The 26,464-nt window shown below is 31.1% G+C and carries 22 protein-coding genes, 1 pseudogene and 1 riboswitch; of the genes and pseudogenes, 14 read left to right on the plus strand and 9 right to left on the minus strand.

All coding sequences use genetic code 11. The features are described from left to right. The first annotated feature begins 160 nt into the window (after window positions 1-160). The gene (locus RYO54_RS13125; protein ID WP_315119534.1) at window positions 161-1,192 is read left to right on the plus strand and encodes a zinc dependent phospholipase C family protein; all 1,032 of its coding nucleotides are present in this window, start codon (window positions 161-163) and stop codon (window positions 1,190-1,192) included. A gap of 66 nt (window positions 1,193-1,258) precedes the next feature. Here the strand turns inward: RYO54_RS13125 and RYO54_RS13130 are convergent, their stop codons facing one another. Then, window positions 1,259-2,296, minus strand: coding sequence for a M42 family metallopeptidase (locus RYO54_RS13130; RefSeq protein ID WP_315119537.1), 1,038 nt, complete (start codon window positions 2,294-2,296; stop codon window positions 1,259-1,261). Between the two features lie 219 nt (window positions 2,297-2,515). Here RYO54_RS13130 and RYO54_RS13135 point away from each other — a divergent pair, with 219 nt between their 5' ends. Beyond that, window positions 2,516-3,586, plus strand: coding sequence for a DUF6709 family protein (locus tag RYO54_RS13135; RefSeq protein WP_315119542.1), 1,071 nt, complete (start codon window positions 2,516-2,518; stop codon window positions 3,584-3,586). 120 nt (window positions 3,587-3,706) lie between these two features. On the opposite strand, the gene RYO54_RS13140 is transcribed toward RYO54_RS13135, so the two are convergent. Then, on the minus strand, window positions 3,707-4,474 hold the full coding sequence (locus RYO54_RS13140) for a glucose 1-dehydrogenase (RefSeq protein WP_315119544.1): 768 nt from the start codon (window positions 4,472-4,474) through the stop codon (window positions 3,707-3,709). A 230-nt stretch (window positions 4,475-4,704) separates the two neighbouring features. Between RYO54_RS13140 and RYO54_RS13145 the strand changes: the two genes are divergently transcribed. From RYO54_RS13145 to RYO54_RS13155, 3 genes are all read left to right on the plus strand, one after another. Then, complete coding sequence (locus tag RYO54_RS13145; RefSeq protein ID WP_315119546.1) at window positions 4,705-5,247, plus strand: ECF transporter S component; 543 nt, start codon at window positions 4,705-4,707, stop codon at window positions 5,245-5,247. A 156-nt stretch (window positions 5,248-5,403) separates the two neighbouring features. Next, window positions 5,404-5,497: riboswitch (glycine riboswitch) on the plus strand. Between the two features lie 101 nt (window positions 5,498-5,598). Beyond that, entirely contained in the window at window positions 5,599-7,008 is a 1,410-nt protein-coding gene (locus RYO54_RS13150) for a sodium:alanine symporter family protein (protein ID WP_315119549.1), read from the plus strand. A 229-nt stretch (window positions 7,009-7,237) separates the two neighbouring features. Then, window positions 7,238-8,683 (plus strand): NCS2 family permease, encoded by a 1,446-nt coding sequence (locus RYO54_RS13155; RefSeq protein ID WP_315119552.1) that lies wholly within the window; start codon window positions 7,238-7,240, stop codon window positions 8,681-8,683. 113 nt (window positions 8,684-8,796) lie between these two features. Here the strand turns inward: RYO54_RS13155 and RYO54_RS13160 are convergent, their stop codons facing one another. Further along, window positions 8,797-9,534, minus strand: a complete 738-nt coding sequence (locus RYO54_RS13160) for a 4Fe-4S binding protein (RefSeq protein WP_315119556.1) — start codon at window positions 9,532-9,534, stop codon at window positions 8,797-8,799. Between the two features lie 102 nt (window positions 9,535-9,636). Between RYO54_RS13160 and RYO54_RS13165 the strand changes: the two genes are divergently transcribed. From RYO54_RS13165 to RYO54_RS13200, 8 genes are all read left to right on the plus strand, one after another. Further along, complete coding sequence (locus RYO54_RS13165) at window positions 9,637-10,326, plus strand: Crp/Fnr family transcriptional regulator (RefSeq protein WP_315119558.1); 690 nt, start codon at window positions 9,637-9,639, stop codon at window positions 10,324-10,326. Between the two features lie 151 nt (window positions 10,327-10,477). Continuing rightward, complete coding sequence (locus RYO54_RS13170; RefSeq protein WP_315119562.1) at window positions 10,478-11,560, plus strand: extracellular solute-binding protein; 1,083 nt, start codon at window positions 10,478-10,480, stop codon at window positions 11,558-11,560. Window positions 11,561-11,613: 53 nt separating this feature from the next. Next, window positions 11,614-12,702 carry an ABC transporter ATP-binding protein gene (locus RYO54_RS13175; RefSeq protein WP_315119564.1) on the plus strand — a complete coding sequence of 363 codons (1,089 nt, stop codon included), beginning with the start codon at window positions 11,614-11,616 and terminating at the stop codon, window positions 12,700-12,702. Between the two features lie 14 nt (window positions 12,703-12,716). Continuing rightward, on the plus strand, window positions 12,717-14,426 hold the full coding sequence (locus RYO54_RS13180) for an iron ABC transporter permease (RefSeq protein WP_315119567.1): 1,710 nt from the start codon (window positions 12,717-12,719) through the stop codon (window positions 14,424-14,426). Window positions 14,427-14,441: 15 nt separating this feature from the next. Beyond that, window positions 14,442-15,191: a creatininase family protein gene (locus RYO54_RS13185; RefSeq protein ID WP_315119570.1), complete on the plus strand. Its 750-nt coding sequence runs from the start codon at window positions 14,442-14,444 to the stop codon at window positions 15,189-15,191. Window positions 15,192-15,194: 3 nt separating this feature from the next. After that, complete coding sequence (gene argH / locus RYO54_RS13190; RefSeq protein ID WP_315119573.1) at window positions 15,195-16,736, plus strand: argininosuccinate lyase; 1,542 nt, start codon at window positions 15,195-15,197, stop codon at window positions 16,734-16,736. Beyond that, on the plus strand, window positions 16,726-17,736 hold the full coding sequence (locus RYO54_RS13195) for a BadF/BadG/BcrA/BcrD ATPase family protein (RefSeq protein WP_315119576.1): 1,011 nt from the start codon (window positions 16,726-16,728) through the stop codon (window positions 17,734-17,736). The genes argH and RYO54_RS13195 overlap by 11 nt, the downstream gene beginning before the upstream one ends. Beyond that, window positions 17,733-18,911: an ROK family transcriptional regulator gene (locus RYO54_RS13200; protein WP_315119579.1), complete on the plus strand. Its 1,179-nt coding sequence runs from the start codon at window positions 17,733-17,735 to the stop codon at window positions 18,909-18,911. The genes RYO54_RS13195 and RYO54_RS13200 overlap by 4 nt, the downstream gene beginning before the upstream one ends. A 573-nt stretch (window positions 18,912-19,484) precedes the next feature. Here the strand turns inward: RYO54_RS13200 and RYO54_RS13205 are convergent. The 3 genes from RYO54_RS13205 to RYO54_RS13215 form a co-directional block, all read right to left on the minus strand. Then, window positions 19,485-20,552, minus strand: a complete 1,068-nt coding sequence (locus tag RYO54_RS13205) for an alkaline phosphatase family protein (RefSeq protein WP_315119582.1) — start codon at window positions 20,550-20,552, stop codon at window positions 19,485-19,487. 289 nt (window positions 20,553-20,841) lie between these two features. Next, complete coding sequence (locus RYO54_RS13210; RefSeq protein WP_315119585.1) at window positions 20,842-21,795, minus strand: alpha/beta fold hydrolase; 954 nt, start codon at window positions 21,793-21,795, stop codon at window positions 20,842-20,844. Between the two features lie 120 nt (window positions 21,796-21,915). Continuing rightward, window positions 21,916-22,455, minus strand: a complete 540-nt coding sequence (locus RYO54_RS13215; RefSeq protein ID WP_315119690.1) for a hypothetical protein — start codon at window positions 22,453-22,455, stop codon at window positions 21,916-21,918. A 1,023-nt stretch (window positions 22,456-23,478) separates the two neighbouring features. Here RYO54_RS13215 and RYO54_RS13220 point away from each other — a divergent pair. After that, on the plus strand, window positions 23,479-23,907 hold the full coding sequence (locus RYO54_RS13220; protein WP_315119588.1) for an OsmC family protein: 429 nt from the start codon (window positions 23,479-23,481) through the stop codon (window positions 23,905-23,907). A 156-nt stretch (window positions 23,908-24,063) separates the two neighbouring features. Here RYO54_RS13220 and RYO54_RS13225 read toward each other — a convergent pair whose 3' ends face one another. The 3 genes and pseudogenes from RYO54_RS13225 to RYO54_RS13235 form a co-directional block, all read right to left on the minus strand. After that, window positions 24,064-24,450, minus strand: coding sequence for a hypothetical protein (locus RYO54_RS13225; RefSeq protein WP_315119591.1), 387 nt, complete (start codon window positions 24,448-24,450; stop codon window positions 24,064-24,066). A gap of 787 nt (window positions 24,451-25,237) precedes the next feature. Beyond that, window positions 25,238-25,767: pseudogene (locus RYO54_RS13230) on the minus strand (CDP-alcohol phosphatidyltransferase family protein). A gap of 348 nt (window positions 25,768-26,115) precedes the next feature. Next, window positions 26,116-26,358: a hypothetical protein gene (locus RYO54_RS13235; protein ID WP_315119594.1), complete on the minus strand. Its 243-nt coding sequence runs from the start codon at window positions 26,356-26,358 to the stop codon at window positions 26,116-26,118. Between the last annotated feature and the right edge of the window lie 106 nt (window positions 26,359-26,464).

Consider the following 26,464-nt stretch of genomic DNA (forward strand, 5'->3'; position numbering starts at 1 on the left):
TCCCCAAAAGTAGACTAGTTCTGCTTTTGGGATTTTTTTATCTGTGCTAACCATTAGCTTAAGATAAGGGTGTTCATTATTAGGTAGAATTTTGGTGAATAATAAATTTCCCAAATGAGAACCCTAGGATTAAAATGTTAAACTTTGAAGGGGAGATATTATGCCAGGAGCATGGACACATGTATTAGGAGCCGATGAAATTTCTAATAATATAAAAGATGTAAAATATAAAAATATAATTGAAGAAAATAATAAAATATACCAATATGGGGCTCAAGGGCCGGATATATTTTTGTATTACTGCATATTTATACCTAGCAAGCATAAGAGAGTGGAAAAGCTAGGACAGAGAATACATACAGATAAAACTAGAGAGTTTATAATGTACTTCATAGATAAGATAAAAGAAACTAAAACAAAAGAAGATTTTGAGTGTTTACTATCTTATACATTGGGATTTGTAACTCACTATGCCTTGGATGCCACTATGCACCCCTTTATATATTACTTCGGGGGGATATACCATCCAGATATGGAAGATACAAAAAAGTACGATTTTTATCACAGAGAATTAGAGAACATAATTGGTATGTTGGAATTAGAAGATATTAGAGGGAAAAATGAAAGTAAAGGAAACATACATAATGAAATAGATATAGGAAAAAAAGTTCCTAGAGTTCTTGAGGAAACTTACTCTTCCGCCCTATATGAAATTTATAATTTGAGAATAAAAAATTACTTACTACAGTATTGTTACAAGGATATGAAAAGTGGTTTTAAATTTTTAATGGATACAAATTTAGGGAAAAATATATTGCTCTCATTATTAGAGATAATTATTAATAAAAAAAACAAGTCTAAAATAACCCTAAATCCTGAGAAAATTATACATGAATATGATTACTTAAATAAAAAACATATTCAGTGGAATCATCCTTGTAATTTAGAAGAAAAGAGTAACAAGGGTGCTGAAGAACTTTATAAAGAGGGGGTTAAAAAGGGAAGTGAGATGGTAGAAGCTATTATAAATTATTTAGAAGATAAAATAGATAGAATTGAATTAGAGAAACTTATACCTAACATATCTTATGAATCAGGAAAACCTCTAGATGAATATAAAAAAATGATATATTTTGATTGTATTTTCGAGAAGGATAAGGTTGAAATGCATCCAAAGGGCAAGAATAAATAGTTAAGAATAAATTAAAAAATTTATTCTTAACTTAAAATTGCAATTGCTATATTTATTAAAATAAAACTATTGAAGTTCACAGTACTTAATAATTAAATCTAAAGTTGCTAAAATTCCTTCCATATGAGTTCTTTCATATCCATGGGAAGCGAAAACCCCTGTGCCGATGAGCCCAGTTTTAATATCCCATCCAGCTCTAAGAGCAGCAGAGGCATCTGAACCGTAGTGAGGGTATATATCCACTTTGTATGGGATATTATTATCCTTGCATAGGCTCATAAGTTTTTTGCGAAGCTCTAAGTCATAAGGACCAGAGGAGTCCTTTGCACAAATGCACACTGCATATTCAGAGGAATTTTGATCTAACCCTGGAGCTCCCATATCTACAGCTATGAACTCTTTAGTGTTGTCAGGAATAGCAGCAGAGGCACCATGGCCAACCTCTTCATAGTTTGTTATAAAAAAGCTTGTTGTATATGGAAGTTCTATTTTATTTTCAACCAAGTGTTTTATTGCATATAATAATATGGCAGCACTTGCTTTATCATCTAGATGTCTACTTTTAACAAAACCATTAGGGGTAAAGGTAGTTCTTGTATCGAAAAATATAAAGTCTCCCACTTCTATACCTAATTTTTTAGTATCTTCTTTAGAAAACACCTTTTCATCTAATATAATTTCCATGTTTTCTGGAATTCTTTTAAGCTCACGAGCATCATCACTTATATGAACAGAAGGTTTAATGCTTTGAATTGTTCCAGTATATTGTTTTCCCTCTAATGTTTCTACTATACAATTTTCTCCCTCCACGGAATTCATCATGTATCCACCAAGGGGACTTAAGGATAGAGAGCCATTAGATTTTATACTCTTTACCATAGCACCTAAAGTATCTATATGAGCAGAAAAAACCTTTCCATATTCATTGTTTTTTCCTTGAATAGTAATTAAAAGACAACCTTTGTTAGTTAGACTATAAGGCACTCCAATAATGTCTAGCTCTTTTTTTATGTAATCTATTACTTTTTCAGTACATCCACTAGGGCTTGGTGTGGTTAAGATATTATTTAAATAATATTTTATCGTCTCTTCGTTATATTTCATATATAAAACACCCCTTTTATAAGTATTGATTTAATTTTACCACAATTTACTTTAGAGTTAAAATTTAAGAAATAGGGATGAAAGATTTCTATAAAATTACTAAGTTAATTTAAATTAATATAAAATTTAATTTTACATTTAAAATATGGACAAACTTGTAAAAAATTCATATAATAGAAACTGTTGACGAAAGAGATGTGCAAAGAGGAGGATTTTTAAATGAAAAAGGCGAGCTTTATGAAGGCCTATAAAAAAAGATGGACTTATAGAATTATGGCACTAGCACTTTGTGCAGTAGCCGCTTTACTAGCCATAGGCATTGGTATATATACATATTATGAGAACACAAACAATCCTACGGTGGTCAAAAATTTGGAGGAGTATTATGAAGCTCTTAATAATGATAGCTATATACAAGTTTCATCAGATGAGCTTTATGATTTAAATATTGTAATAACAGAAAGCACAAGTAAATTAGGAGTAAAAATATCAGAGGATGTAAAATCAAGATTTGTAGCTATGAAGTTAGATCCTTATGTATTAACAATAGCCGTTCCAAATAAGCAATATGAAAAGTTTGTAGAACAAGAGAAGGGACCTTTTATATTAAAAGGAACATTAATTGAATTTGAAGATAGCGAACTAGAAACTATACAAGAAGCTATTATAGATAATAACTCTCTTTCAGATGGGCTTCCATTAGCGTCATATTTTCAATATTTACAATACGAAAGTCCAATGAATTCAGCTTCATTCTTTTTCATGATTGCGGCTTGCTTCATAATTTATATTTTAATTATGTATATGGTTTATATGAGGAAAAATACTGTAGCATTAAAGAGTCTTAAGAATTTTTCTAATGGAAATCTTGAAGTTGCCTGTCAGAAGATTGATGGAGAACTTAATTCAGACAATGTATATAAAAATGGACCTATTACTATAACTAAAAACTATATAGTTGTAGAAACTCAGCAAATTACATTCGCACTCCCTCTTAAAGAGTTAATGTGGGTGTATAAGCAAACTATAAAGAAAAAAGTATATGGTATTATTCCAGCTGGTAAGACAAATGGCTTAGTATGTGTTTTTTCAGATAAAAATGAGTATAAGGTTGATTTATTTAAAGGTGAGAAAATAATTGATGAAGTTATTGAATATATTTCTAACAATTGCAAAGCATCCTTCGTGGGGCATTCAGAAGAACTTGAAAATTTATTAAAAAAAGATTCTGATGAATTTATATTTAAGTGGAGAGTTAATAAGGAAAGTTCTAAAAATATGGATATATAAAATTACCATAAAAGATAAAATTTTAAAGCTTCAGCGGGAGTAAATGTCTTTACAAGCAAACTCCATCTGAAGCTAAAAATTATTTAATCATACTTTTCACTTAAAATGATACTTTTTCACTTAAATAGATGTGAAGCCACCATCAATAAACAATGTTTGGCCAGTAGTATAGCTGGAGGCGTCAGAGGCAAAATAAATAACAGCACCGTCTAATTCACCAGCATTACCAGGTCTTCCAGCAGGACAAATTTCATTGTAGATCTTTAAACTACTTTCTTCAAAAAGCTCTGGGGAAGTCATTTCTGTTTCAAAAAGACTAGGTCCAATTCCATTTACAGTTATTCCGTATCGAGCTAATGAAGCTGCCATACCCTTAGTTAAGCTTATTACAGCACCTTTTGAAGCATTATAAGCATGAAGAGGTTCATATTTGCCTCCAATAATGGCACAAACGGAACTGGTATTTATAATTTTTCCATAATTTCTTTTCTTCATATGTTTTACAACGTGTTTTGACATTAAAAATACACCTTTTAAATTTGTATCCATAACTCTATCCCATTCAGCTTCTTCAATTGAATCAACAGAACCTACGGAATCTACTCCAGCATTGTTCATTAATATATCTATTTTCCCAAAGGTATTTAAAACAGTATTTACAGCATTAATGACTTGCTTTTCTATTGTAACGTCACATTTTATAGGAAGGGCTTTCCTGCCAAGGGCTTCTATTTCTGTAGTCACTTCTTTTAATTTTTCATATCTTCTTGCAAGTATTGCCACATCAGCTCCTTGTCTAGCAAACGCTTTAGCAATTTGAACACCTATGCCGCTTGAAGCGCCAGTAACAATTGCAACTTTCCCTGTTAGATCAAATAGATTACTCATGAAATTCTCTCCTTTAAATCTTAGCTATACATATATTATATAACAAATACTGGAAAAGTTCTTTTTATTTAAGTTATATGTTGCTAATTCTCAATTATCAACTATCAATTCTCAATTGCTAAAAGTGTATCCATACATTTGATAAAATGGCTTTAATCCATATAATAGTAAATAGAGTTACATAAATAAAGTTATTAAAATAAACTTGGGTAAATAAAGGGGGAACTGCTATGCAAAATGGAGTAACAACAAAAACAAAGACTTATGAGATGGTTCAAATTGCCTTAATGATAGCATTAACTTGCTTACTTACAATGTTCGTGAAAATACCAAGTAAAGTTGGGTATACTCATGCGGGGGATAGTATGATATTTTTAGCTGCTATATTATTTGGCAAGAAAAAAGGAGCTTTTATAGGAGCTACAGGAATGGTTTTAGCTGATGTATTATCTGGGTATGCAATTTGGGCGCCATCCACACTAATAATTAAAGCGGTTATGGCGTATATAGCAGCATCCATAGCTTATAGAGGGGAATACAATGGGGAAAACTTTAAGAATAATTTAATTGCATTTATAATGGCGGGAGTTTGGATGATAGTGGGATATTATTTAGCAAATGTTGTGTTGACAAAGTATTTCTTTGTGCCAACAGCCACTATTAAAGAAAGCTTTATAATTGGATTAGTAGAAATACCTGGCTATATTGTGCAAGCTGTTGTAGGAATATTGATAGCGCTACCTTTAATAAAAAAGCTTAAAAAAATAGTATAATTGGCTATTGAATAATTTCTTATAAAGTTGTATAATTATATATAGAATTTCAATTTAAAAATTAATATGGTTCGGATGATGGTAGCAGGAGAGTGGCGAAAGCCCACCGAAGATGCAAATCTTTCAGGTATCCCAGTTAGGGTGAGGACTGTTATCGGACGAAACTCTGGAGAGACTCTTTTAAGAGCACCGAAGGAGCAAATTGGAGAAATCCAATGAAACTCTCAGGTAAAAGGACAGAGAATAGATAGTTATCCAGAGGTCTTCTATTTTTTTGAAGTACCTCTATTTATTTGCGATGCTTCTGTTCATCCACTGTCCTCAATAATCAAAATATTGGGAGGATGGAAAATGGAAAATTTAATTCAAATCTTTAACAAAATCGATTCAATAGTATGGGGAGCACCTTTACTAATTCTATTAGTAGGTACAGGTGTATATCTTACGCTTCGTTTGAAATGTATTCAAATCACAAAACTTCCTTTAGCATTTAAGTACATGTTTTCTAAAGAAGATGATGATAGTCAAGGCGAAGGTGATGTTACAAGTTTCCAAGCTTTGTGTACGGCACTAGCTGCCACAATAGGTACAGGAAATATAGTAGGTGTTGCAACTGCGGTAAAGGCTGGCGGACCAGGTGCTATATTTTGGATGTGGATAGCAGCATTTTTTGGTATGGCTACTAAATATGCGGAAGGGTTATTAGCAGTTAAATATAGAGTGACTGATAAAAATGGACAAATGGCCGGAGGTCCTATGTATTATATAGAAAGAGGGCTAGGAAATAAATTTTTGGCAAAAATGTTTGCTATATTTGGAATTGGAGTAGCTTTCTTTGGTATAGGTACTTTTGCTCAAATAAATGCTATTTCTGATTCATTAAAGGATTCTTATGGAGTTCCAGTAATTTTAACAGGAATTATAATTACAATATTAGTTGCTATGGTAACACTAGGTGGTATAAAGAATATTGCTAAGGTTGCAGAAAAAATAGTTCCTTTCATGGCAGTTTTATATATAGTAGCATCATTAACTATATTAGGATTAAACGTTAAAGTTTTGCCAGAGGCTATAAAATTAATAATTGTCAGCGCTTTTACTCCTGCAGCTGCTATTGGGGGATTCTTAGGTGCAACAGTGAAAAATGCCATACAAAATGGTATAGCAAGAGGGGTATTTTCAAATGAGTCTGGACTAGGAAGTGCACCTATTGCGGCGGCAGCAGCAAAAACTAAATCCTGCGTAAGACAAGGACTTATATCTATGACAGGTACATTTGTTGATACTATAGTAATCTGTACTATGACAGGTCTAACATTAGTATTAACTGGTGCGTGGAAAACAGATTTAGCAGGAGCGGCTATGACTAATTTGGCTTTTGTAAATGGAATATCCATACCCTATGTTGGAAAATTTATAATCACAATAGGATTAATGTTCTTTGCTTTTACAACAATATTAGGCTGGAATTACTATGGTGAAAGATGTACAGAGTATTTATTTGGGGTAAAAGGTATAAAACCTTATAGATATATATTTATTTCTATTGTTGCTATAGGAGGATTATCTATATTAAAATTAGATTTAATATGGATTATAGCTGATATAGTTAATGGTTTAATGGCAATTCCTAATCTTATAGCTCTTATAGGATTAAGTGGAGTAGTAGTTAGTGAAACAAAGAAATATTTCGATAAACTCTCTAGCAATGAAGAAAATGAAGAGTACGTGGAATTGAAAAAAGTAGCAGGTTCTAATTAATTTAGTTTTTTTTAAATAGCATTTACTAAAGATATTTCTAGCAGTAAATGCTATTTTTCTTTTCTATAATACACGAACGATGATAACTGTAGTGACAATACTATCTCCTTATATACGAATAATAATATAAAAATTGCATATAATATATTGACTTTTTTCGAGGGGCATGGTAACATTCATATGTAATTATAATGATAATGTTCGTATTTATTATTTAGGAGGTAACAAAATGCAGCAGAAAATAAAAGACAAAAGTAGTTCACCAGTAAAAACTTCTTTTTTAGACTCATATTTCAAACTATCAGAAAATAATACAAATGTGAAAACAGAAATAATAGCAGGTATTACTACTTTTATTACTATGGCTTATATTATTTTCGTTAATCCAGGAATTTTAATGCAAGCTGGTATGAATGCGAAAGGACTTCTAGGAGCGGATGCCGTTAATGCGGGAATAAACGCGCTAAATGACCCAGTGGTAGCGTCAGTATTTGCAGCTACTTGTATTTCAGCGGCAATTGGTACGTTTATAATGGGATTATATGCAAATGTTCCTTTTGCACAAGCGCCAGGAATGGGATTGAATGCATTCTTTACTTTTTCAGTTTGTTTAACTTTAGGGTATACTTGGCAACAAGCTTTAGCAGCAGTATTCATTTCAGGAATATTATTTATATTAATGACATTAACTTCAATTAGAGAAAAAATAGTAGATGCTATACCTCAAAACTTAAAATTGGCTATATCTGGAGGTATAGGATTATTTATAGCTTTAATAGGTTTAAAAAGTGGTAACATAATTGTTTCAGACCCAGCTACTTTAGTGGCTTTTGGAGATTTTACAAACCCTGGTACAGTATTAACATTAATAGGTATAGCAGTTACTGCGATATTAATGGCTAGGGGAGTTAAAGGTTCTATACTATTAGGTATTTTATTGACTACAGTAGTAGGTGTGCCATTAGGTGTGACTAAATTAGTGCCTATGAGCCAATTAATTAGTGCACCACCATCACTAGCACCGACATTTTTTCAGTTAGATTTAAAAGGATTATTGAACGTTGGTGGCGTGGGAGTAGCTAGTGCATTATTAAATGTATTCATGGTTGTAATATCTTTTAGTTTAGTTGATATGTTTGACACAATCGGAACATTAGTAGGAACAGCTCAAAAGGCCAATATGCTAGATGAAAAGGGTAAGATGAAGAATATGGATAAAGCTTTAATGGCAGATGCTGTTGCTACTACTTGCGGTGCATTTCTTGGTACAAGCACTGTAACAACTTTTGTTGAATCTACAGCAGGAATTTCAGAAGGTGGTAGAACTGGTTTAACATCAGTAGTAACTGGATGTATGTTCTTACTTGCTATGTTCTTTACAGGATTAGTTGGAGTAGTTCCTGCAGAAGCTACAGCCCCAGCTTTGGTTATAGTTGGAGTGTTGATGATGGGTGCCGTTACAAAGATTAACTTTGATGACTTTACAGAAGCCTTACCAGCATTCTTTACAATTGCTATAATGCCATTTACTTACAGTATAGCAAATGGAATAGCAGCAGGTATAATATTCTATCCAATAGTAAAAGTGACTACAGGAAGAGCTAAAGAAGTTCATCCAGTTGTATATATACTTGCCGCTCTATTTATATTAAGATTTACTATTTTGCCTAAATAATATATATTAAATATAACCCCGAAAAGTAAAACCTCACAGGAGATTTCCTGTGAGGTTTTACTTATAAGAGATTATATTTTAAATCACTTCCAAGGGAGGATAGGGGTTTTATACTAAATTATATTTCCATCTGTTGAAATAGTTACTTCCCTGTAAGGTACTATTTCCCCTGATTTTAACATTGCATTTTTAACAGCGTTTACTATTCCACCACAGCAAGGTACTTCCATTCTAACTACAGTGATGCTTTTGATGGTGTTAAGTTTTAGGATTTCAGCTAATTTTTCTTCATAGTATTTATTATCATCAAGTTTAGGACATCCTATAACTGTGATGTGATCTTTTATAAAATCATTATGGAAATTAGCATAGGCATATGCAGTACAATCTGCAGCCACTAAAAGATTAGCATCCTTTAAATAAGGTGCTCTTGTATTTATTAAATTCAATTGAACAGGCCACTGTCTTAATTGTGATTCACCCATTAAAGAAACCTCATCCTTTTTAGCCATAGTAGCTTTAGCTACTGGCTTTCTTTCGATTAATTTAGCTGCATGTCCAGGACATCCACAAGGTAGAGGTTTTTCGGCAGTTTTTTGTTCAATAGTCTTTTTCTCCTCAATCTTTTTTAAAACTAGTTCTTCGTTATATTCTTCTGCATCTCTTTCTATCATTAGTATAGCTCCTGTAGGGCATTCTGGTAAACAATCACCTAGTCCGTCACAGTATTCATCGCTAATCAGTCTAGCTTTTCCATTTACCATTTCTATTGCTCCTTCATGGCAAGCATTCACACATAGACCACAGCCGTTACATTTTTCTTCTTCTATATGAATAATCTTTCTTATCATTTCAATTCCTCCTAAAATAGTGTACATTGATTTTATATGTTTATTATAATAAAATCAATTATATAAAGCGGTAACAAAGGTTACCTTAAGGAGAGTTCGTATATGAAAATTAGTGAAGAGAAGATTATCATAGCTCTTAAGAGTTCCATCGTATTTAGGGAATTAGAGGAAAATGAAATAAAAAATATGTTGAGTTTTATAAACTATAAAATTGAAGAATATCATAAGGGAGAAACAGTAGCTATAGAAGAAGATGATTGTAATTCTTTAGGAATTGTTATACAGGGTAAAATAGAACCACAAAAGATATTTCCTTCAGGTAAAACTATTACAATAGATAGACTTGAAATGGGGAATACCTTTGGTGAGGCTATTGTTTTTTCAAATGTTCATAAATATCCAGCTACTATTATTTGTATAGAAAAGGCTGCTGTAATGATGATTTCTAAAAATGAAATGTTAAAATTGTTTTCTCACAATAATATAGTATTAAATAATTTCATTGCAGTTTTGTCAAATAAAATACTAATGCTAAATAGAAGAGTTAAAACCCTTTCTTATCAAAGTATAAGACAAAAAATATGTAGTTACTTATTATATATTTATCAGACTCAAAAGACAAAAGTAATAAAGTTGCCGATATCAAGAAAAGAAATGGCTGAATATCTTGGAATTCCTCGCCCATCCCTTTCAAGAGAAATGATAAATATGCAAGATGAGGGCTTAATAGAGTTTGATAAGAATATTATTAAAATAGTAGACATTGAAGGTTTGGAGAATATATTGTCATAATAACCAAATTGTTATTTTACTAACTATTATTGACATTAAATTTTGAGAATGATATATTTAATATGTAATTAGTTAATCGTATTAACAAATAAAATATTCTGAAAATTCAGAGAGGGTTAACGATTAAATTATTTTGGGGGTGTATTATTAAATGAAAAAGTTCTCAAAAAGAAAAGGATTACAGCTAATTGCAACAGCATTGCTTGCTGCATTTGTTCTTGCAGGATGTGGAAGTAAAGATACAGTTAACAAGGATGAAGCAAAACAACCAAAAGAAAAGCAAAATTTAGTTGTTTATACTGCGCGTGATAAGAATGTTGTAGAGTACTTAGTACCAAAATTTAGAGAAAAATATCCAGAATATGAAGTTCAAGTAAATACAATGGGGGCACAACAGATACTAGAAAGAGTTAGAGGAGAAAAAGAAAATGCACAAGCTGACTTTTGGTGGGGAGGTACACAAGCTTCCTTTGAGTTAGCTGCTAAAGAAGGGCTATTAAGTCCATATAAGCCAAGCTTTTCTGATAAAATACCAGAGCTTTATAAAGATAAAGAAGATAGATGGTACGGAGAAATATTATTGCCAGAAGTTATAATGTATAACACAGAAGTTCTTAAAGAAGGAGACTTACCAAAGGATTGGGATGATTTATTAGATGCTAAATATAAAGACAAGATAATAATAAGAGGGGTTTTACCTTCAGGAACAATGAGAACAATATATAGTTCTTTAATTTACAAACAGGACCCTAAAGATCCAGCTAAAGGATATGAATGGTTAAAGAAATTAGATGCTAATACTAAGTTATATGCTCAAGATCCAACAGCATTATACTTAAAACTTGCTAGACAAGAAGGAACAATATCACTATGGAACCTACAAGATATAATGATTCAAAAAGAACAGCATAATCAACCATTTGGATATTTAATTCCTGAAAGTGGAATTCCAATTCTTGTAGATGCCGTTGGTATAGTTAAGGGATGCAAAAATGAAGAAGGTGCTAAGAAGTTTTATGAGTTCCTATTTGAAGAAAGTATAAAGCTTGAATTAGCAGAACAAATGTATCAAATACCAGTTCAAACTGGAATCGAAAAGGACAAGTTGCCATCTTGGTTAAAGAGCGTTGATTTAAAACCAATGACAATCGATTGGCAAGTAATTGCTGAAAAAGAGCAAGAGTGGATGAAACACTGGGATACAAATATCAAAGGACAATATAATAAAAAATAAAAATTATGCGGTGTTAATCACCGCATAATCTATATAGTAGGGAGGTTAATGATTTGGAAAATGTTTTACTTAAAGATGTTAAAAAAGTTTTTAAAGATTTCGTAGCGGTAAACAATGTAAATATAGATATACAGCCAGGTGAATTTTTTACTTTTTTAGGGCCAAGTGGATGTGGCAAAACTACTACTTTAAGAATGATAGCAGGGTTCAGCTTTCCTACACAAGGTGAAATATACTTTGGAGATAGAAATGTAACTTATTTAGATCCCAATAAGCGAAATATTGGTATGGTGTTTCAAAACTATGCATTATTTCCTCATATGAGCGTGGCAGAAAATGTAGCCTTCGGTTTGAAGATAAGAAAGTTTTCTAAAAAAGAAATAGATTTTAAAGTTGAAAGTGCTTTAGAGAAGGTAAATCTACCGGGACTCGGCAAAAGGAAAATTAATGAGCTATCAGGAGGACAACAACAAAGAGTTGCTCTTGCAAGAGCTTTGGTTATAGAACCTGAAATACTTTTACTTGATGAGCCATTATCAAATTTGGATGCTAAGTTAAGGGAGGAGACGAGAAAGGAAATAAAAAAATTACAACTTGATATGGGGATAACTACAATATATGTTACCCACGATCAAGGGGAAGCTATGGCGGTATCAGATAGGATAATGATAATGAAAAATGGAGAAATACAGCAAATTGCAACACCACTAGAAATATACAATACACCAAATAATTCATTTGTAGCTTCTTTTATAGGTGAAAACAATATCATTGAAGGTACCCTAGCGGAGATAGAGGGTAAAGATGTAAAAATAAAAATTGGTGGTAACAATTCATTAATAGGAAACCTTCATAATAAAGGAGAAAATTTAAATCTAAAGGTTGGAGACAAGGTGAAATTTTGTGTAAGACCTGAAGGCATTAAAGATGCAACAGAAAAGGATTATGGATTTAATGTACTTACAGGTAAAGTGCAGCTGACAGAATATACAGGTATGAATATACAATACATGGCTCAATTTGAAGAAGATTTATGGAAGATAATATTTATATCTACTGGACATTCAATAATCAACAGGGGAGAAGAGATTAAAATACATGTTCCAAAGGATAATATATTCTTTATTGAAAAGGTAAATTAAAGGAGGGGTGAAAGATGATGAAAAAAATACAAGGTGAAAAAAAGAGCATAAAATCTTCGCCCTACTTTGTGTATATACCATTGATCCCAGTATTGTTTATTTTATTTGGATATGTAGTTTATCCACTATTTAAAACCTTTTTAAATAGTGTAATGGTAGATGGAAAGATTAATTTTGCAAACTATAAGGAGTTCTTTAATGTAGAAAATGTTACTTATATTCAATCGCTGAAAAATAGCGTATATATATCATTAATTAGTGTAGTGACCTGCGGAATAGTTGGTATAGGACTAGCTCTTCTTATGGAGAGGTTTAGTTTCCCTGGGAGAAGGATTTTGGCAATTATAGCAATACTACCTATGGCACTACCATCTTTAATAGGAACAATATCCTTTGATTTTTTATATGGGGAAAGTGGCATAATACCTAGGTTTTTACAGCATCTATTTTCTCTTAATAAAGTTCCTTTTTATCTAAATGGAATAGCTGGGGTAATAATGGTACACACCTTTACAATGTACACCTATTTTTTCTTACCTGTTTCATCAGCTATAAGAAATTTCGATACATCTATGGAGGAGGCAGCATATAATCTAGGTGCAAGTAAATGGACTGTATTTACTAGAGTGATTATACCAATGCTAACACCATCTATAGTGGCATCATCCCTTTTGGTATTTATGATGTCTATGGCTTCCTATACTGCCCCTCTAATTTACGGTATAGATAACACATTGACAATGCAAATATATTTATCTAGAACAAATGGAAACTTAGATATGGCCGCTACTCAATCAACCATACTATCTTTAGTGTCTATTATGTTCTTGATACTTATGAGATGGTATGAAAATAAAAGAAACTACAAAAATGTAAATAAGGGTGTGGGAGTTCATAGAACGGAGGTTAAGAATAAATGGGGAAAATATGTGGCAGCAATAGCGTCATTTATTTTAGTTATCTTCTTAATGCTTCCAATAATAGTAATCATATTAATATCCTTCTCACAGGATGGTACATGGACAACTCAAATACTACCACCTAAATATACATTGGATCACTATAAAGATCTATTTACTAATGCAAAGACATGGATACCTATAAAAAATAGTGTAGTTATGAGTTTGATTGCTACCTTAGGAAATGCTGTATTTGGTCTTATTGCAGCATATCTACTCAGTAGGTTTAGATTTAGAGGAAATTCTTTTGTAGATTCTATTATAATGATACCTTGGTCATTACCTGGCACTGTTGTAGCTATAAATTTAATAGCGGCTTTCAATAGACCATCATTTTTTAGTTTTGGAAAGATACTTGTAGGAACCTATTGGATTTTACCTCTTGCATATTTTGTGAGACATTTGCCACTAGTATATAGATCTACATCAGCAAGTTTTGCCCAAATGGATGGTTCAGCAGAAGAAGCAGCTAGAAATTTAGGAGCAGGGTGGTTTTATAGCTTTATAAAGGTGGTAATACCTATGGTTTTTTCAGGCATGGCAGCTGGAATGCTATTAGGCTTTGTGCAGGGAATTGGAGAATTCGTAGCTTCAATTTTATTATATACAGTAAATACTACTCCGATTTCCGTTGAAATATTTCAGAGAATGTATTCCTTTGAATTTGGTACGGCTTGTGCTTATGGTGTTTTACAAATAGTACTTTTAGTAATAGTATTATTCACTTCTGAAAGACTTAAAGGAGAAAGTGTATCAGCTATATAAAGGAAGGTGATTTAATTGGATTATAGGAAAATTAAAGGAAGAGAGATAAATGAGAAAATATCAAAAAGTATTTTTACTGTGCTGCCAATAGGTAGCTTGGAATATCATGGAGAACATTCTCCACAAGGAACGGACTCTTTACTAGCAGAGCATTTTTCAAAATATATAGAAAAAGAGTATGAGTGCATTTTAATGCCCATTATTGCATATACAACATGTCCTGGCAAAACTTATAACTATCCTGGAACTATAAGCATAAAGCCAGAAACTATGATAAGCTACTTAAATGATATATTTGAATCTTTGGTGAAAAACGGCATAAAAAATATCTTAGTTTTAAATGCCCATGATGGTAACATGTCTACAGTTAGAAGTAGCGGAGAATATATAACAGGCAAGTATGAAGATGTAAGTTTATTGATGGTAAACTGGTGGCAGCTTGTATCAGATGAATTTATAAAAGAAAAAAATCTCTTTAATGGTGATATAGGAAAAGGGCATGGTGGACCTTATGAAATGTCAGCAGTAAAAGCTATAGATGAGGATAGTGTAGAAGTTATTAAAGAGGATGTAGATTTACACACTATAAAGATAAACTCGAAGATTCCTCATGTGTGTGTAGAATCAACGCCAAAAGGATGGGATGGATATACAGGTTTGATTTCTAGAATATCTAGTGAAAGTGGAAAATTAATAATTGAAGAAGGGGAAAAGAACTTAAAAACCCTTATAGATCAATGGATTAAATACAGGAAGGAGATTTAATTTATGGGAGAAAAATATTTAAATCTAAGTCAAATTAGAGAGCAAGTAGAAGAACTTGAGGGAACTAAATTTCCTGTAAAATCCTATTCAAAGATAGAGTTAGAGCCTGCATATAATGAAGCTAAGAAAAATTTATTGGACTATATGATGTTAGTAAATAAAGCTCATTTAATAATGTTAAAGGAGCAGGAAATAATTAAAAAAGAAGATGCCAAAAGCATTATGAAAGGTATATTGGAAGTGGATAAGGATAAATTCAGAAACAGCCAATATACTGGGGAATTTGAAGATTTATACTTTGAAGTGGAAAGCAATATTATAAAAAATAGTGGAGATATAGGTGGCAATCTTCACATAGCTAGAAGTAGAAATGACATGGCAGTTGCTTTATATAGACTCGTTATTAGAGATAGATTATTATCCCTTTATAAATCTGCATGCGAGGTTCAAAAGGTAATTATAGAATTTTCAGAGGAACATAAAGAAACTATAATGATAGCCCATACCCATACTCAACAGGCTCAACCAACTTATTTAGGACATTATACCATGGGAATTCAATGGGTTATCAATAGGGACATAGTAAGATTTAAAAGTGCCTTTAACACATGTAATAGGAGTGCTTTAGGTGCTGCGGCCATCACTACCAGTGGGTTTAATGTAAATAGAGATAGAATGAGTGAGCTTTTAGCATTTAATGATGTAATTGAAAACTCCTATGACTGTATAGGAGGAGGAGATTACCTAGGAGAGGTGGCTACCTCAATACAATTGGCTGCAATAAACTTAGGTAGATTTGTATCTGACTTACTATTGTGGGCTACCCAAGAATTTAATATTTTAAAAGTATCAAGAGGATATGTTCAAATAAGCTCCATAATGCCTCAAAAGAGAAATCCTGTATCTATTGAACACATGAGAGCATTACTTTCAGCGGTCATAGGAAATTGTTCTACTATATTAACTATGCTTCATAACACTCCTTATGGAGATATTGTAGATACAGAGGATGATGCTCAACCTTATATTTGGAAGGCTATAGATACCATGAAGGATATATATGATTTATTATATAGCATAATGGCAACTTTAGAAATCAATAAAGAAGTATTAAAAGATAGGGTAGAGAAAAGCTTTGCTGTGGTGACAGAGCTTGCTGATACTTTAGTGAGAGAATACAAAATACCTTTTAGATTAGCTCATAGTATTGTAAGTGCATCAGTGGATAAATGTATGAAAGAAGGACTTTTACCAAAGGACATAGATAGAAAAATGTTAGAAAACCTATATGAGGAAAAGTGCGGGGAAAAAATAGAATTCCATGAAGAAATCATCAAAAGGGCATTAGATCCATATAATTTTGTAAACATAAGAAGTGTAGAAGGCGGGCCAGCCCCAAAGTCAATGAAAGATATGATTTTTAAGGGAAGAAATAAAAATGCAAGCAATATAAACTGGTATAGTGAAAAATTTGCCTCCATAGCAAACAGCATTAACAATATAGAGAGTTTATCAAAAGAAATGGTGAGGGAGTATGAGAAATAAAGTATTTTTACCCGTTCTTTCTATAGATGGTGGAGGCACAAAGTGTTTATCAGCTTTATTAGACTATGAAAGTAATATAGCTGGAGTAGGGGAAAGCGGTTCTTGTAATTATCAAAGCATTGGTGAAGAAAAATCAAAGGAAAGCATAAAAAAGTCTATTTTAAATGCGATGGAACATTATGAAAAAAAGTATTCCTGTAAGGTGAGTAAGATAGAATGTGTTATAGCAGGAATTGCTGGTAACGATACGGGAAAAGATAAAAAAGTAATGGAGAGAATATTTAAAAGTATATTTGATGAGTTAAATATAACTGTAGATAAATATATACTGGAAAATGACGCTTATATAACTTTAAATGGCGCCCTGGAAGATAGAGAAGGGGTTTTAATAATATCTGGTACCGGTTCTATATGTTATGGAAAAAACAATGAAAATCAATATTATAGAACTGGTGGATGGGGATATATAGTAGGAGATGAGGGAAGCGGCTTTTGGATAGGAAGTCAGGCAATAAAATTTATTTTTCATAGTGAGGATGGAAGAAAAGAGAGCACTCTATTAAGAGAAAATATATTGAATAGTTTAAAACTAGAAAATATAGAAGAATTAATGGGCTGGGTATATAGTGAGGATTATTCTATAAAAAAAGTATCAGCACTTGCTAAAGATGTTTTTAATTCTGCTTCTCATGGAGACGAATTAGCTCTTAAAATAGTGAATATGGCTGCAGAGGAATTGCTAAGTCATTTAAATGTAGTGGTAGATAAGTTACATTTAAAAGAAGACTTTACCTTAGTATTGCTTGGAGGGCTCTTGGAGAATAACACCTCACTAAAAGATATTCTTGTTAAAAAGGTTATGGAAAATTATAATAAATGTAATATAGTTCATATGGATGTTAAGCCGATTTTTGGAGCAATGATTCTAGGATTAAAACATTCAAATTTATTAAATCCGTTAAATATGCAGAAAGTAAAAGAGCAAGTGGTGATTTTATGACAAAAAAAGAATTAGGCAACATGAAATTAATGAAAAAAATCAATAAAAATATTATATTGGATATATTAAAAAGTAACGAGGGGCTTTCTAGGGCAGATATATCAAAGATTACTAACCTATCTAAGCCAAGTATAAGTTCATTGATGAATGAGCTTATTAATGAAGGATGGGTTTTCGAGGAAGGCAGAGAAAGAACTCAAGTAGGAAGAAGACCTATGAGGCTTAAGTTCAATTCTAGAAAGTATGTAATTATTGGAGCTATGTTTACAAATGTAGGAATTCAGTTAGCACTAGGAAATCTTTTAGGGGAGATTATGTCTACAGAATTTATTTTTGTAGAGGATTCTAGAGAGGAGGAGACAGTAGCCAAGGAATTTAGGGCTGCTGTTTCTAAACTCTTAGAAGATAATAATTTAGAGATGGATAACCTAATGGGGATATCCATGGGAATCCCGGGCATAGTTAAAGATGAGCGTGAAGAGATAATGTTTGCCCCAGAAATAAAATATAAGGGAATTCTTCTTAAAAACAAAATTGAAAGCTGGATCGATGTACCAATATTTATAGATAATGACGTTAATTTAATGTGCCTTGGAGAATATTACAATGCTTATGACAATAAAAGTAAAGATAAAAAAACTAATATGGCTTATATATACTTTGGAAATGGTATAGGAGCAGGACTTATGATAAATGGAGAACTTTACAGAGGGGCAGACCAAGCTTCTGGAGAAATAGGGTACATGGTGGTTGGAAATTTTAAAAAAAGAGATAACCATGAGCAAGGTGTTTTTGAAAGCAATTATTCTTCAACAGCATTAAGGGATTTTATTAAAGACAAAGGAGATGCACTCAAAGGAGAATATAGCATAATAAAATACATTGTAGAAAAAAGCAGTGAGGATGAATCATATAAAAATCTACTTAATGACATTTACCTTCATTGGAGTTATGCCATTGCAAATTTAATATCCATAATAAACCCAGAGGTTGTCATATTAGGCGGAGAAGCTTTAAACATCGGAGAAGAAGGAATAAAAACCATAGAAGAAATCTTAAAAAATCTAGTTCCTTTTCTACCTAAAGTTAAATTTGGCAATTTAGGAAACAAGGCAGGAATTATAGGCTCCATATATAAAGTGCTAAGTAAAAATGAAATGTTGGTAAACTCATAAGGTATTTGTAAAGCATAAGGGACCTAAGTATATAATGGGAAGAGCGCCTTTTTGTGACGCGAGGTCATTATGTACTTAGATCATCTTTTGGATATCTAATTATTTTTGTAGAAACTTATAAATGTGAAAACAATTTACGGGTGCAACAAATCCAAAATGCTATGCAATGCTTCTTATGCTGATTCGCTACAATAAGAACTTCTAAAATTTATTTTATAAAACTCCCTAATGCTGACAAACTCCCTTCGGTCAGACATGTGCAGCATTTTAACGATATCTTTCTAAAATAAATTAAGAATTTCTAAATTTTGCTCAAATGCATAGGGCGCATCACATAGCATTTTTAAGTTTTGCACGATGAAGCTATAAAACTCAATGTTTGAGAAAAAATTTGTTATACCTCATGTTAAGATTTAACCTCTTACTTTACCATCCACTATAGTTTCTATTAAAAAAATTCACTCTGTTAGATATAAATATTGATAGAGTAATATAATTAAACGAACAAATTTAATTTATTTTCTTTCTTTGTTACGCAATATTAGAAAAATGCGAACTAACTTTTGAAAATGCTCATTTTTTACATATTGCTATAAGCGGTATCTTCATTTCCTGTTCAGTCATCCCAGCATGATTGGAAATAAATTGATTTGATTTTTGAGAATATACAATACCTTTGTCATTAATTGCTATTGCTAAATAATCCCCTATGAATTCTTCAAACTTAGGATGCATTTTTCCAACACCAAATATATTCTTTTCGATAACCTCTTCTTTTGAATACAATAAAAAGTCGTCGCCAAAATTATAATTGAATTCAATGGGAAAATCATTTAAATATTCATCTTTTATATAGAAAGCTGTAGCTCTTGTTTCGATAGAAGTTGGACGTTTTAACATAGTAATTAACTTAGGATAATCACTCAAAATATAGTGCTTCAAATTACAATGTCCATGGTCTGCAGTAACAATAACCAATGTATCGGATAATCTTTTGCACATATCTGTTACTTTTTCTTCGAGTTCTTTTATATTCTCAGTAACCAGACTGTTATAGCAACCAAACTCATGCATTAAGCTATCAGGATTTTCCCAATATCCATATATGTATTTTTTCTCGGAGGTAGCACACAACCGTTCTACTTCATGCGTCAATTCATCGAATGTTTTTATTTTATTACTTCCGAATTTCGACACACTATATGCATTAGCCATCCCAGCATCTCTTATTTTTTCGTAAATACTTTTATACGGTAAAATTTCACTGGCAACATGATAATCCGCCACATGAATTTCTGTGTCTTTTTCCGTATTAATAAATGCGTTTACAATTTTATTTATTTCACTAAAATACAAACTCCATCCTAACCACCCATGTTCCAAAGGGGTTAAACCACTTTCAATAGAGGTCGTTGCTGATGTAGTAGTTGGAGGAAACACAGATGAATATTCTTTAATCAAATTCTTTCGAAAAAAACCATTTTCCGATAAATGATATTGTAATGTATCAATCCCTAATCCATCCAATAGCAAGATAACTACATTTTTATATTGATATTTCAAAAGCTCATCCACTTCTTTTAGTGTACTATGTTCACTCTCAGCACCAAAATATTCTAAGATAGAGCAAGCAAGATTCACGATACTATTATGATAATCAACAAACATATCTTTTCCCTCTACTTTCAACAGCTTAGTATAAATAATCTTAAGTTCGCCAATTTATACTATAACGTATTAACTGTTCTTTTATTATATAATGAATATCTTTAAAGTACTAGCATCCATCTGATATGGAAGGAACGCCTTTTTCTGAAGTGACGTCATTATGTACTTAGGTCCTCTTTTGGATATCTAAATATTCTTATAGAAACTTATAATTTGTGAAACTAATTTATGGGTGCAACAAATCCAATTTGATCTTTTCATATCACTTATTTATATCTTCAACAAAACTATGGATTTTTTCTATTACTTTATGCTGATTTGTCCAATGAATATAATGCCCAGAATTTTCAATAGTAACTTGATGGTTGTTTTCCGACCACTTGCTCAATTGGTTCTGAACACTTCCCCATTTCTCACCACTATCAGATGATAGAACAAGTATAGGAATATCTACAAGAGTATTCCCATTCAAGACGGTCTGCGCATTTTCATTAATTAAATTTATATTAGCTACATTAGCTTTATTGCCAAGATAGCGATAATACATAACTTTATCTATATGTTTTATTTCATCGGGCAACATTGAAATCCTATCATTTTCACCGACAATAGGTAAATAAACTCCAAAGTTTCCGAGTAACCGATTTATGCCTGTAACTCGAAGCGCAGAGCAGACTCTATTAAGAATATATGATTGCAATTCCGAATTCGTACTATAAAATTCAGGACTTCCAGAATCTAAAAACACAATTCCTTTCACTCTGTTAGAATATAGTTGTGCAAAACGTATAGCTTCCAACGAGGCAAGAGAATGACAAATGAGAATACACTCATTTCCAGCATCAACCTCATTCAAAATTGAGTTTAATTCATCTGCCAAAGTATCCACTACACGAGAACTGGATGTTTTCTCACTCCATCCAAATCCAGCATGATCATACGTTATTGTTTTCGAATATTGACTAAATTCATTTTGTAAGTTGTAAAAATCCGAATATGCACAAGGAGTACCAGAGCCTGCCATAAAAACAAAACACGTGGTTCCATCTCCTTGTACATAGGTATGTATATTATGAGAATTCACATTCACAAATGTTCCTACAGACCTATATCTCTCAATTTCAATTTTTTGCATCGTATCTTGCCATACATATCCTATAAAAAACAAAGTTAGTATTGCGCCAAACACGAAAAATTTTCTTTTAATTTTAAACATTTTAATCATGTATTCACCACACTTTGCTCGATAAAAATTATATAAGTTATATTTGTCCCATATCATAATACAAATATATACTAAATTATAGTCTATCTAATTCGCCTAATTTTAAGATTTTTATCTAAACATTTTACTTTTATTTATACCTTTTAGCTTCTCTAATATTTCATTTATTATTTTAATAGTAGGCAAACTACCATCAACTATTAAATCAGAATTAGGCTTAATTGTATTTAGCATTTCTAAATATGCTACTCTTCCAATAGAAAGATAGTTTTTAATATCTATAAATAAATTTTCTTTAGGTTCGTTTTTGAAGTCTCTTAAAATTCTTCTTCCCATAGCAATATCTAATGGTGTATCAATAAATATTGCGTAATCAATAAATTGAGCAACTTCCTTATTTTTATATGCAAATGGATAATCAAGTAATATATAATTAAGTCTTTGCTTTTCATCTGACAGCAAGGACTCTATATCATAAACTAATTTACTTAAGTTCCATTCATCATAGTTTGCTCCACTCTCTACCCATTCACAAATGTCATTAGGAGAATTATCAAAATCATAATCATCAAAGAATAAAATTTTTGCGTTATTTAAAAAACTACTCAATTCTTTAGTTATTGTTGTTTTCCCCCACCTGACACTCCCGATATTGCAATAACAATTGTATGTTCTTTAATCATAATTTTCTCCATCCATTAATCTTGATACTTATTTTTATTACTCTTACTATTAGATATTGCGAACAATATTTAGTAACTATTCGGTAGTTTATATACTAATTATACACAATTTATGGATAATAAATCCAGAAGATATTCATTAAATCATCTATAATTATAAGACACATTACTTTGAACTATAAAGTTTTTAGTTCTCATAGTTTTCTTGTTTAGTTAAAACATAGCCCAATTTTTTTATATTGTAAACTATAAAAGAGCTAAGTATGTATTGAAAAAGCGACTTTTTATTGGAGCGGCTTCACTGCATGCTTAGCTCTTATTTGTGAAACTAAATTATTTTTGTGTAAATTTATAAATGTGAAACCAATTTAGAGGCACAACAAATAAAAAATGCTACATAATGCTTCTTATGCTGATTCGTTTCAATAAGAACTTCTAAAATTTATTTTATAAAAATCCCTAATGCTGACAAACTCCCTTCGGTCAAACATGTGCAGCATCTTAACGATATTGTTCTAAAATAAATTAAGAATTTCTAGATTTTGCTCAAATGCATAGTACGCATTACATAGCATTTTTAAGTTTTGCACAATAAAATTTAAAAGATAAATATTTGAGAGAAAAATTGGTTACATCTCATGTTAAGATTCAACCTCTTACTTCAGCATCCACTATAGCTCCTATTAAAAAACTTCGCTCTGTTAGATATAAATAAATATTGGTAGAGTAATATAATTAAAGGAGGAAAATTAATTTATTTTCTTCCTTTGTTACACAATATAAGAAAATATTACGAATTAACTTTTCAATCTAAAAATACGAACAATGTTCTTTGAAAATTGAATAATGCGGTGAAAAATTGCTTGAAAATCTTCTTTCATATATGGCTTATCTAGAATTAATTGGTTATAAATGATATAATTACTAGTAATAAAGTCGGAATGGTAAATAATTACGAACTATAAGATAAATTCTATCAGGAGGTTTTATTATGAGTAACAAATTAACAGTAACAGCAGATTTGATAAATGACAAGATAAAATTCTCAGGGGTATCTCGTGATAATAAAGAGGTGTCTATAGATGCTGTACAACCTTTAGGTGAGGGAGATGGATATACTCCACTTGAGTTATTTCTTATGAGTTTAGCAACCTGCAGTGGAATGACTTTGGCTTTATTACTAAGGAAGATGAATAAGAATGTATCTGAATTAAGCGTAATTGCATCAGGTGAAAGAAGAGAAACATTACCGAAATATTTTAAAAGTATACAATTAAGATTTGAACTTGCATCGAATGATGTACAACCAGGTGATATTGAAAATGCTATAAAGAATATGGAAGAATATTCATGTCCTGTTTGGAACATGGTAAAAAATAATGTTGATATAAGCAGTGAATATAAGATAAGATATCGATAAAAATAAAATGTATATTATAATATTTTATGCACATTATTCTTATTTAGCGTCACAACAATAAAAACCGAATAATTATTCTAAACACCGCATTATTCAGAATTGAATTTTGCTGTGTTTTTACGTCGTATTTCAAAGACTAACTATACTCTGAATTAACTATAGGTCATAAGGGTATATTAATATCTTATTTACTTGAAGTTTTAAAAATGAACCTTCTGAATATGGTATACCTTCTGTTTCAATAAGAATAACATTATCACCAAGTCTAACAGTAAGACAGCCATCATTTTCATAGCTTTCCATCTTTACATTAAAAAAGATATTATCTTGTTCGCTCCACATCTTATATTCCCTACAATCAGTTTCAATTATATCAATTTCCCAAATAAGAGTTTTTCGAATATCAAGTTCAACATAATAACTTTGGTTTATCTCTGGTGTGTTGCCTTTCCATAAGCCTTTAGCAACTCCATACTGCGATGAAAACTCGATGAAAATTCCTTCACTTTCACATTGACATAATTTAACAATGTCGATCTGCATAACAAAACTCCTTAATCTAAATTAAATTGTAATAGTCATAATATTATACTATAACGTATTAACTGTTCTTTTATTATATAATGAATATCTTTAAAGTACTACCATTCACCTGATATTGAATGAAGTACTATCGCACTATTTTTTATTTGTTGTGAATTTAAAAATTATCCATTATATAATAAGTCTGTGATTTCCTAAAATGCTCCCGCATAATTATTTGAGATCACAATAAAAACCCCATGAAATTATAGGATTTTTAGACAATCTAAGAAATTTGCTAAAATAGATTTCCATAATATCTATTATCTAAAAATCTATCATCTATTAATCTATTGAATACATTTGTAAAACATAAGGGAGCTAAGTATACAATGGGAGGAACGCCTTTTTTGAAGTGACGTTATTATGTACTTAGCTCACCTTTTGGATATCCAATTACTTTTGTAGAAATTTATAAATATGAAACCAATTTAGAGGTAGAACAAATAAAAAATGCTACATAATGCTTATTATGCTGATTCGTTTCAATAAGAACTTCTAAAATAAATTAAGAATTTCTAGATTTTGCTCAAATGCACAGTACACATTACATAGCATTTTTAAGTTTTGCACAATAAAATTTAAAAGATAAATATTTGAGAGAAAAATTGGTTACATCTCATGTTAAGATTCAACCTCTTACTTCAGCATCCACTATGGCTTCTATTAAAAAATTTCGCTCTGTTAGATATAAATATTGATAGAGCGATATAAGAAAAATATGATTCACTTGAATTATAAATTGTGCTCATTTTACAAATATACTTTGTTTATTTAATTCCAGTTTATTTGATGTGAGCTGAATAATCAATTCTTCAATTGCTGATATACTTGCCACAACACAAGTTATATACATTAATATAGTTGTATTAACATAGGGAATCAGTATAGGGAACAGGAACAAAATTATACCAGCAATTTTATTTCCGTAAGTATGAATACTTGCAAAAGTTTTATATTTTTTCATGGCTACAAACATGGATGATAATCTAATCATACCAATTAAAATAATCCAAATAATAATTTTAGTTGTAGGATTTAAAATTGGGTAAATCAAAAGCAACAATACACCTGCCAATATCATGTCAGCTATGGAATCAAGCTTTGCACCAAGATACTTGTTGTACCTGCTTTTCTGGCAATAAATCCATCTATAATGTCACTAAATCCACAAATAATATATATTACATAAAAGGCTAAGCTCAATGGCTTAGTATAAATTAAAATCAAAGAAAAAATTATTCTACTAAAGGATATACAATTTGGTAGTGATTTCATCTCATCACCTCGTCTAAAATAAATCTTTATTACACACAACCTTACTATAACGTAGTAACTGTTATTTTATTATATAATGAACACTATCTATTTATCTAACTATCTTTGGAAGTTTCTAGATTTTGCTCAAATGCATAGAGCACATTACATAGCATTTCTAAGTTTTGCACGATGAAATTGTAAAACTCAATGTTTGAGAAAAAATTTGTTATACCTCATGTTAAGATTTAACCTCTTACTTTAGCATCCACTATAGCTTCTATTAAAAAATTTCGCTCTGTTAGATATAAATATTGATAGAGCAATATAAGAAGAATACGTCTTAACTTTATAAGTCATCACTTTGATTTATTCTTTATTTTTATTGTAATCCATTACCGCACCTATAACTATTCCAAGAAGCATTCCGAATCCAGCTCCAAGAGCTATAACCATTGGGAAGAAACCATCTCCTATTAATCCAAATACTGCTCCAATAACTGTTGCAAACAAAGTACCTCCCATCAATCCAAATCCAACTCCAAAACCCACATAGGAGTTTTTATCATTATTATAGGAATTATCTTTATTAATATTGTTTTTGTCAGACATATTTAATCAACTCCTTCTGATATTGACTTTTTACTGCACATAAATCCACTATTACGACGCCAAGTATAAAAAGTGTGGCATATAAACTACCTAAGATAATGCTCAT

The sequence above is a fragment of the uncultured Clostridium sp. genome, from assembly GCF_963515715.1.
Taxonomy (GTDB): Bacteria; Bacillota; Clostridia; order Clostridiales; family Clostridiaceae; genus Clostridium_AW.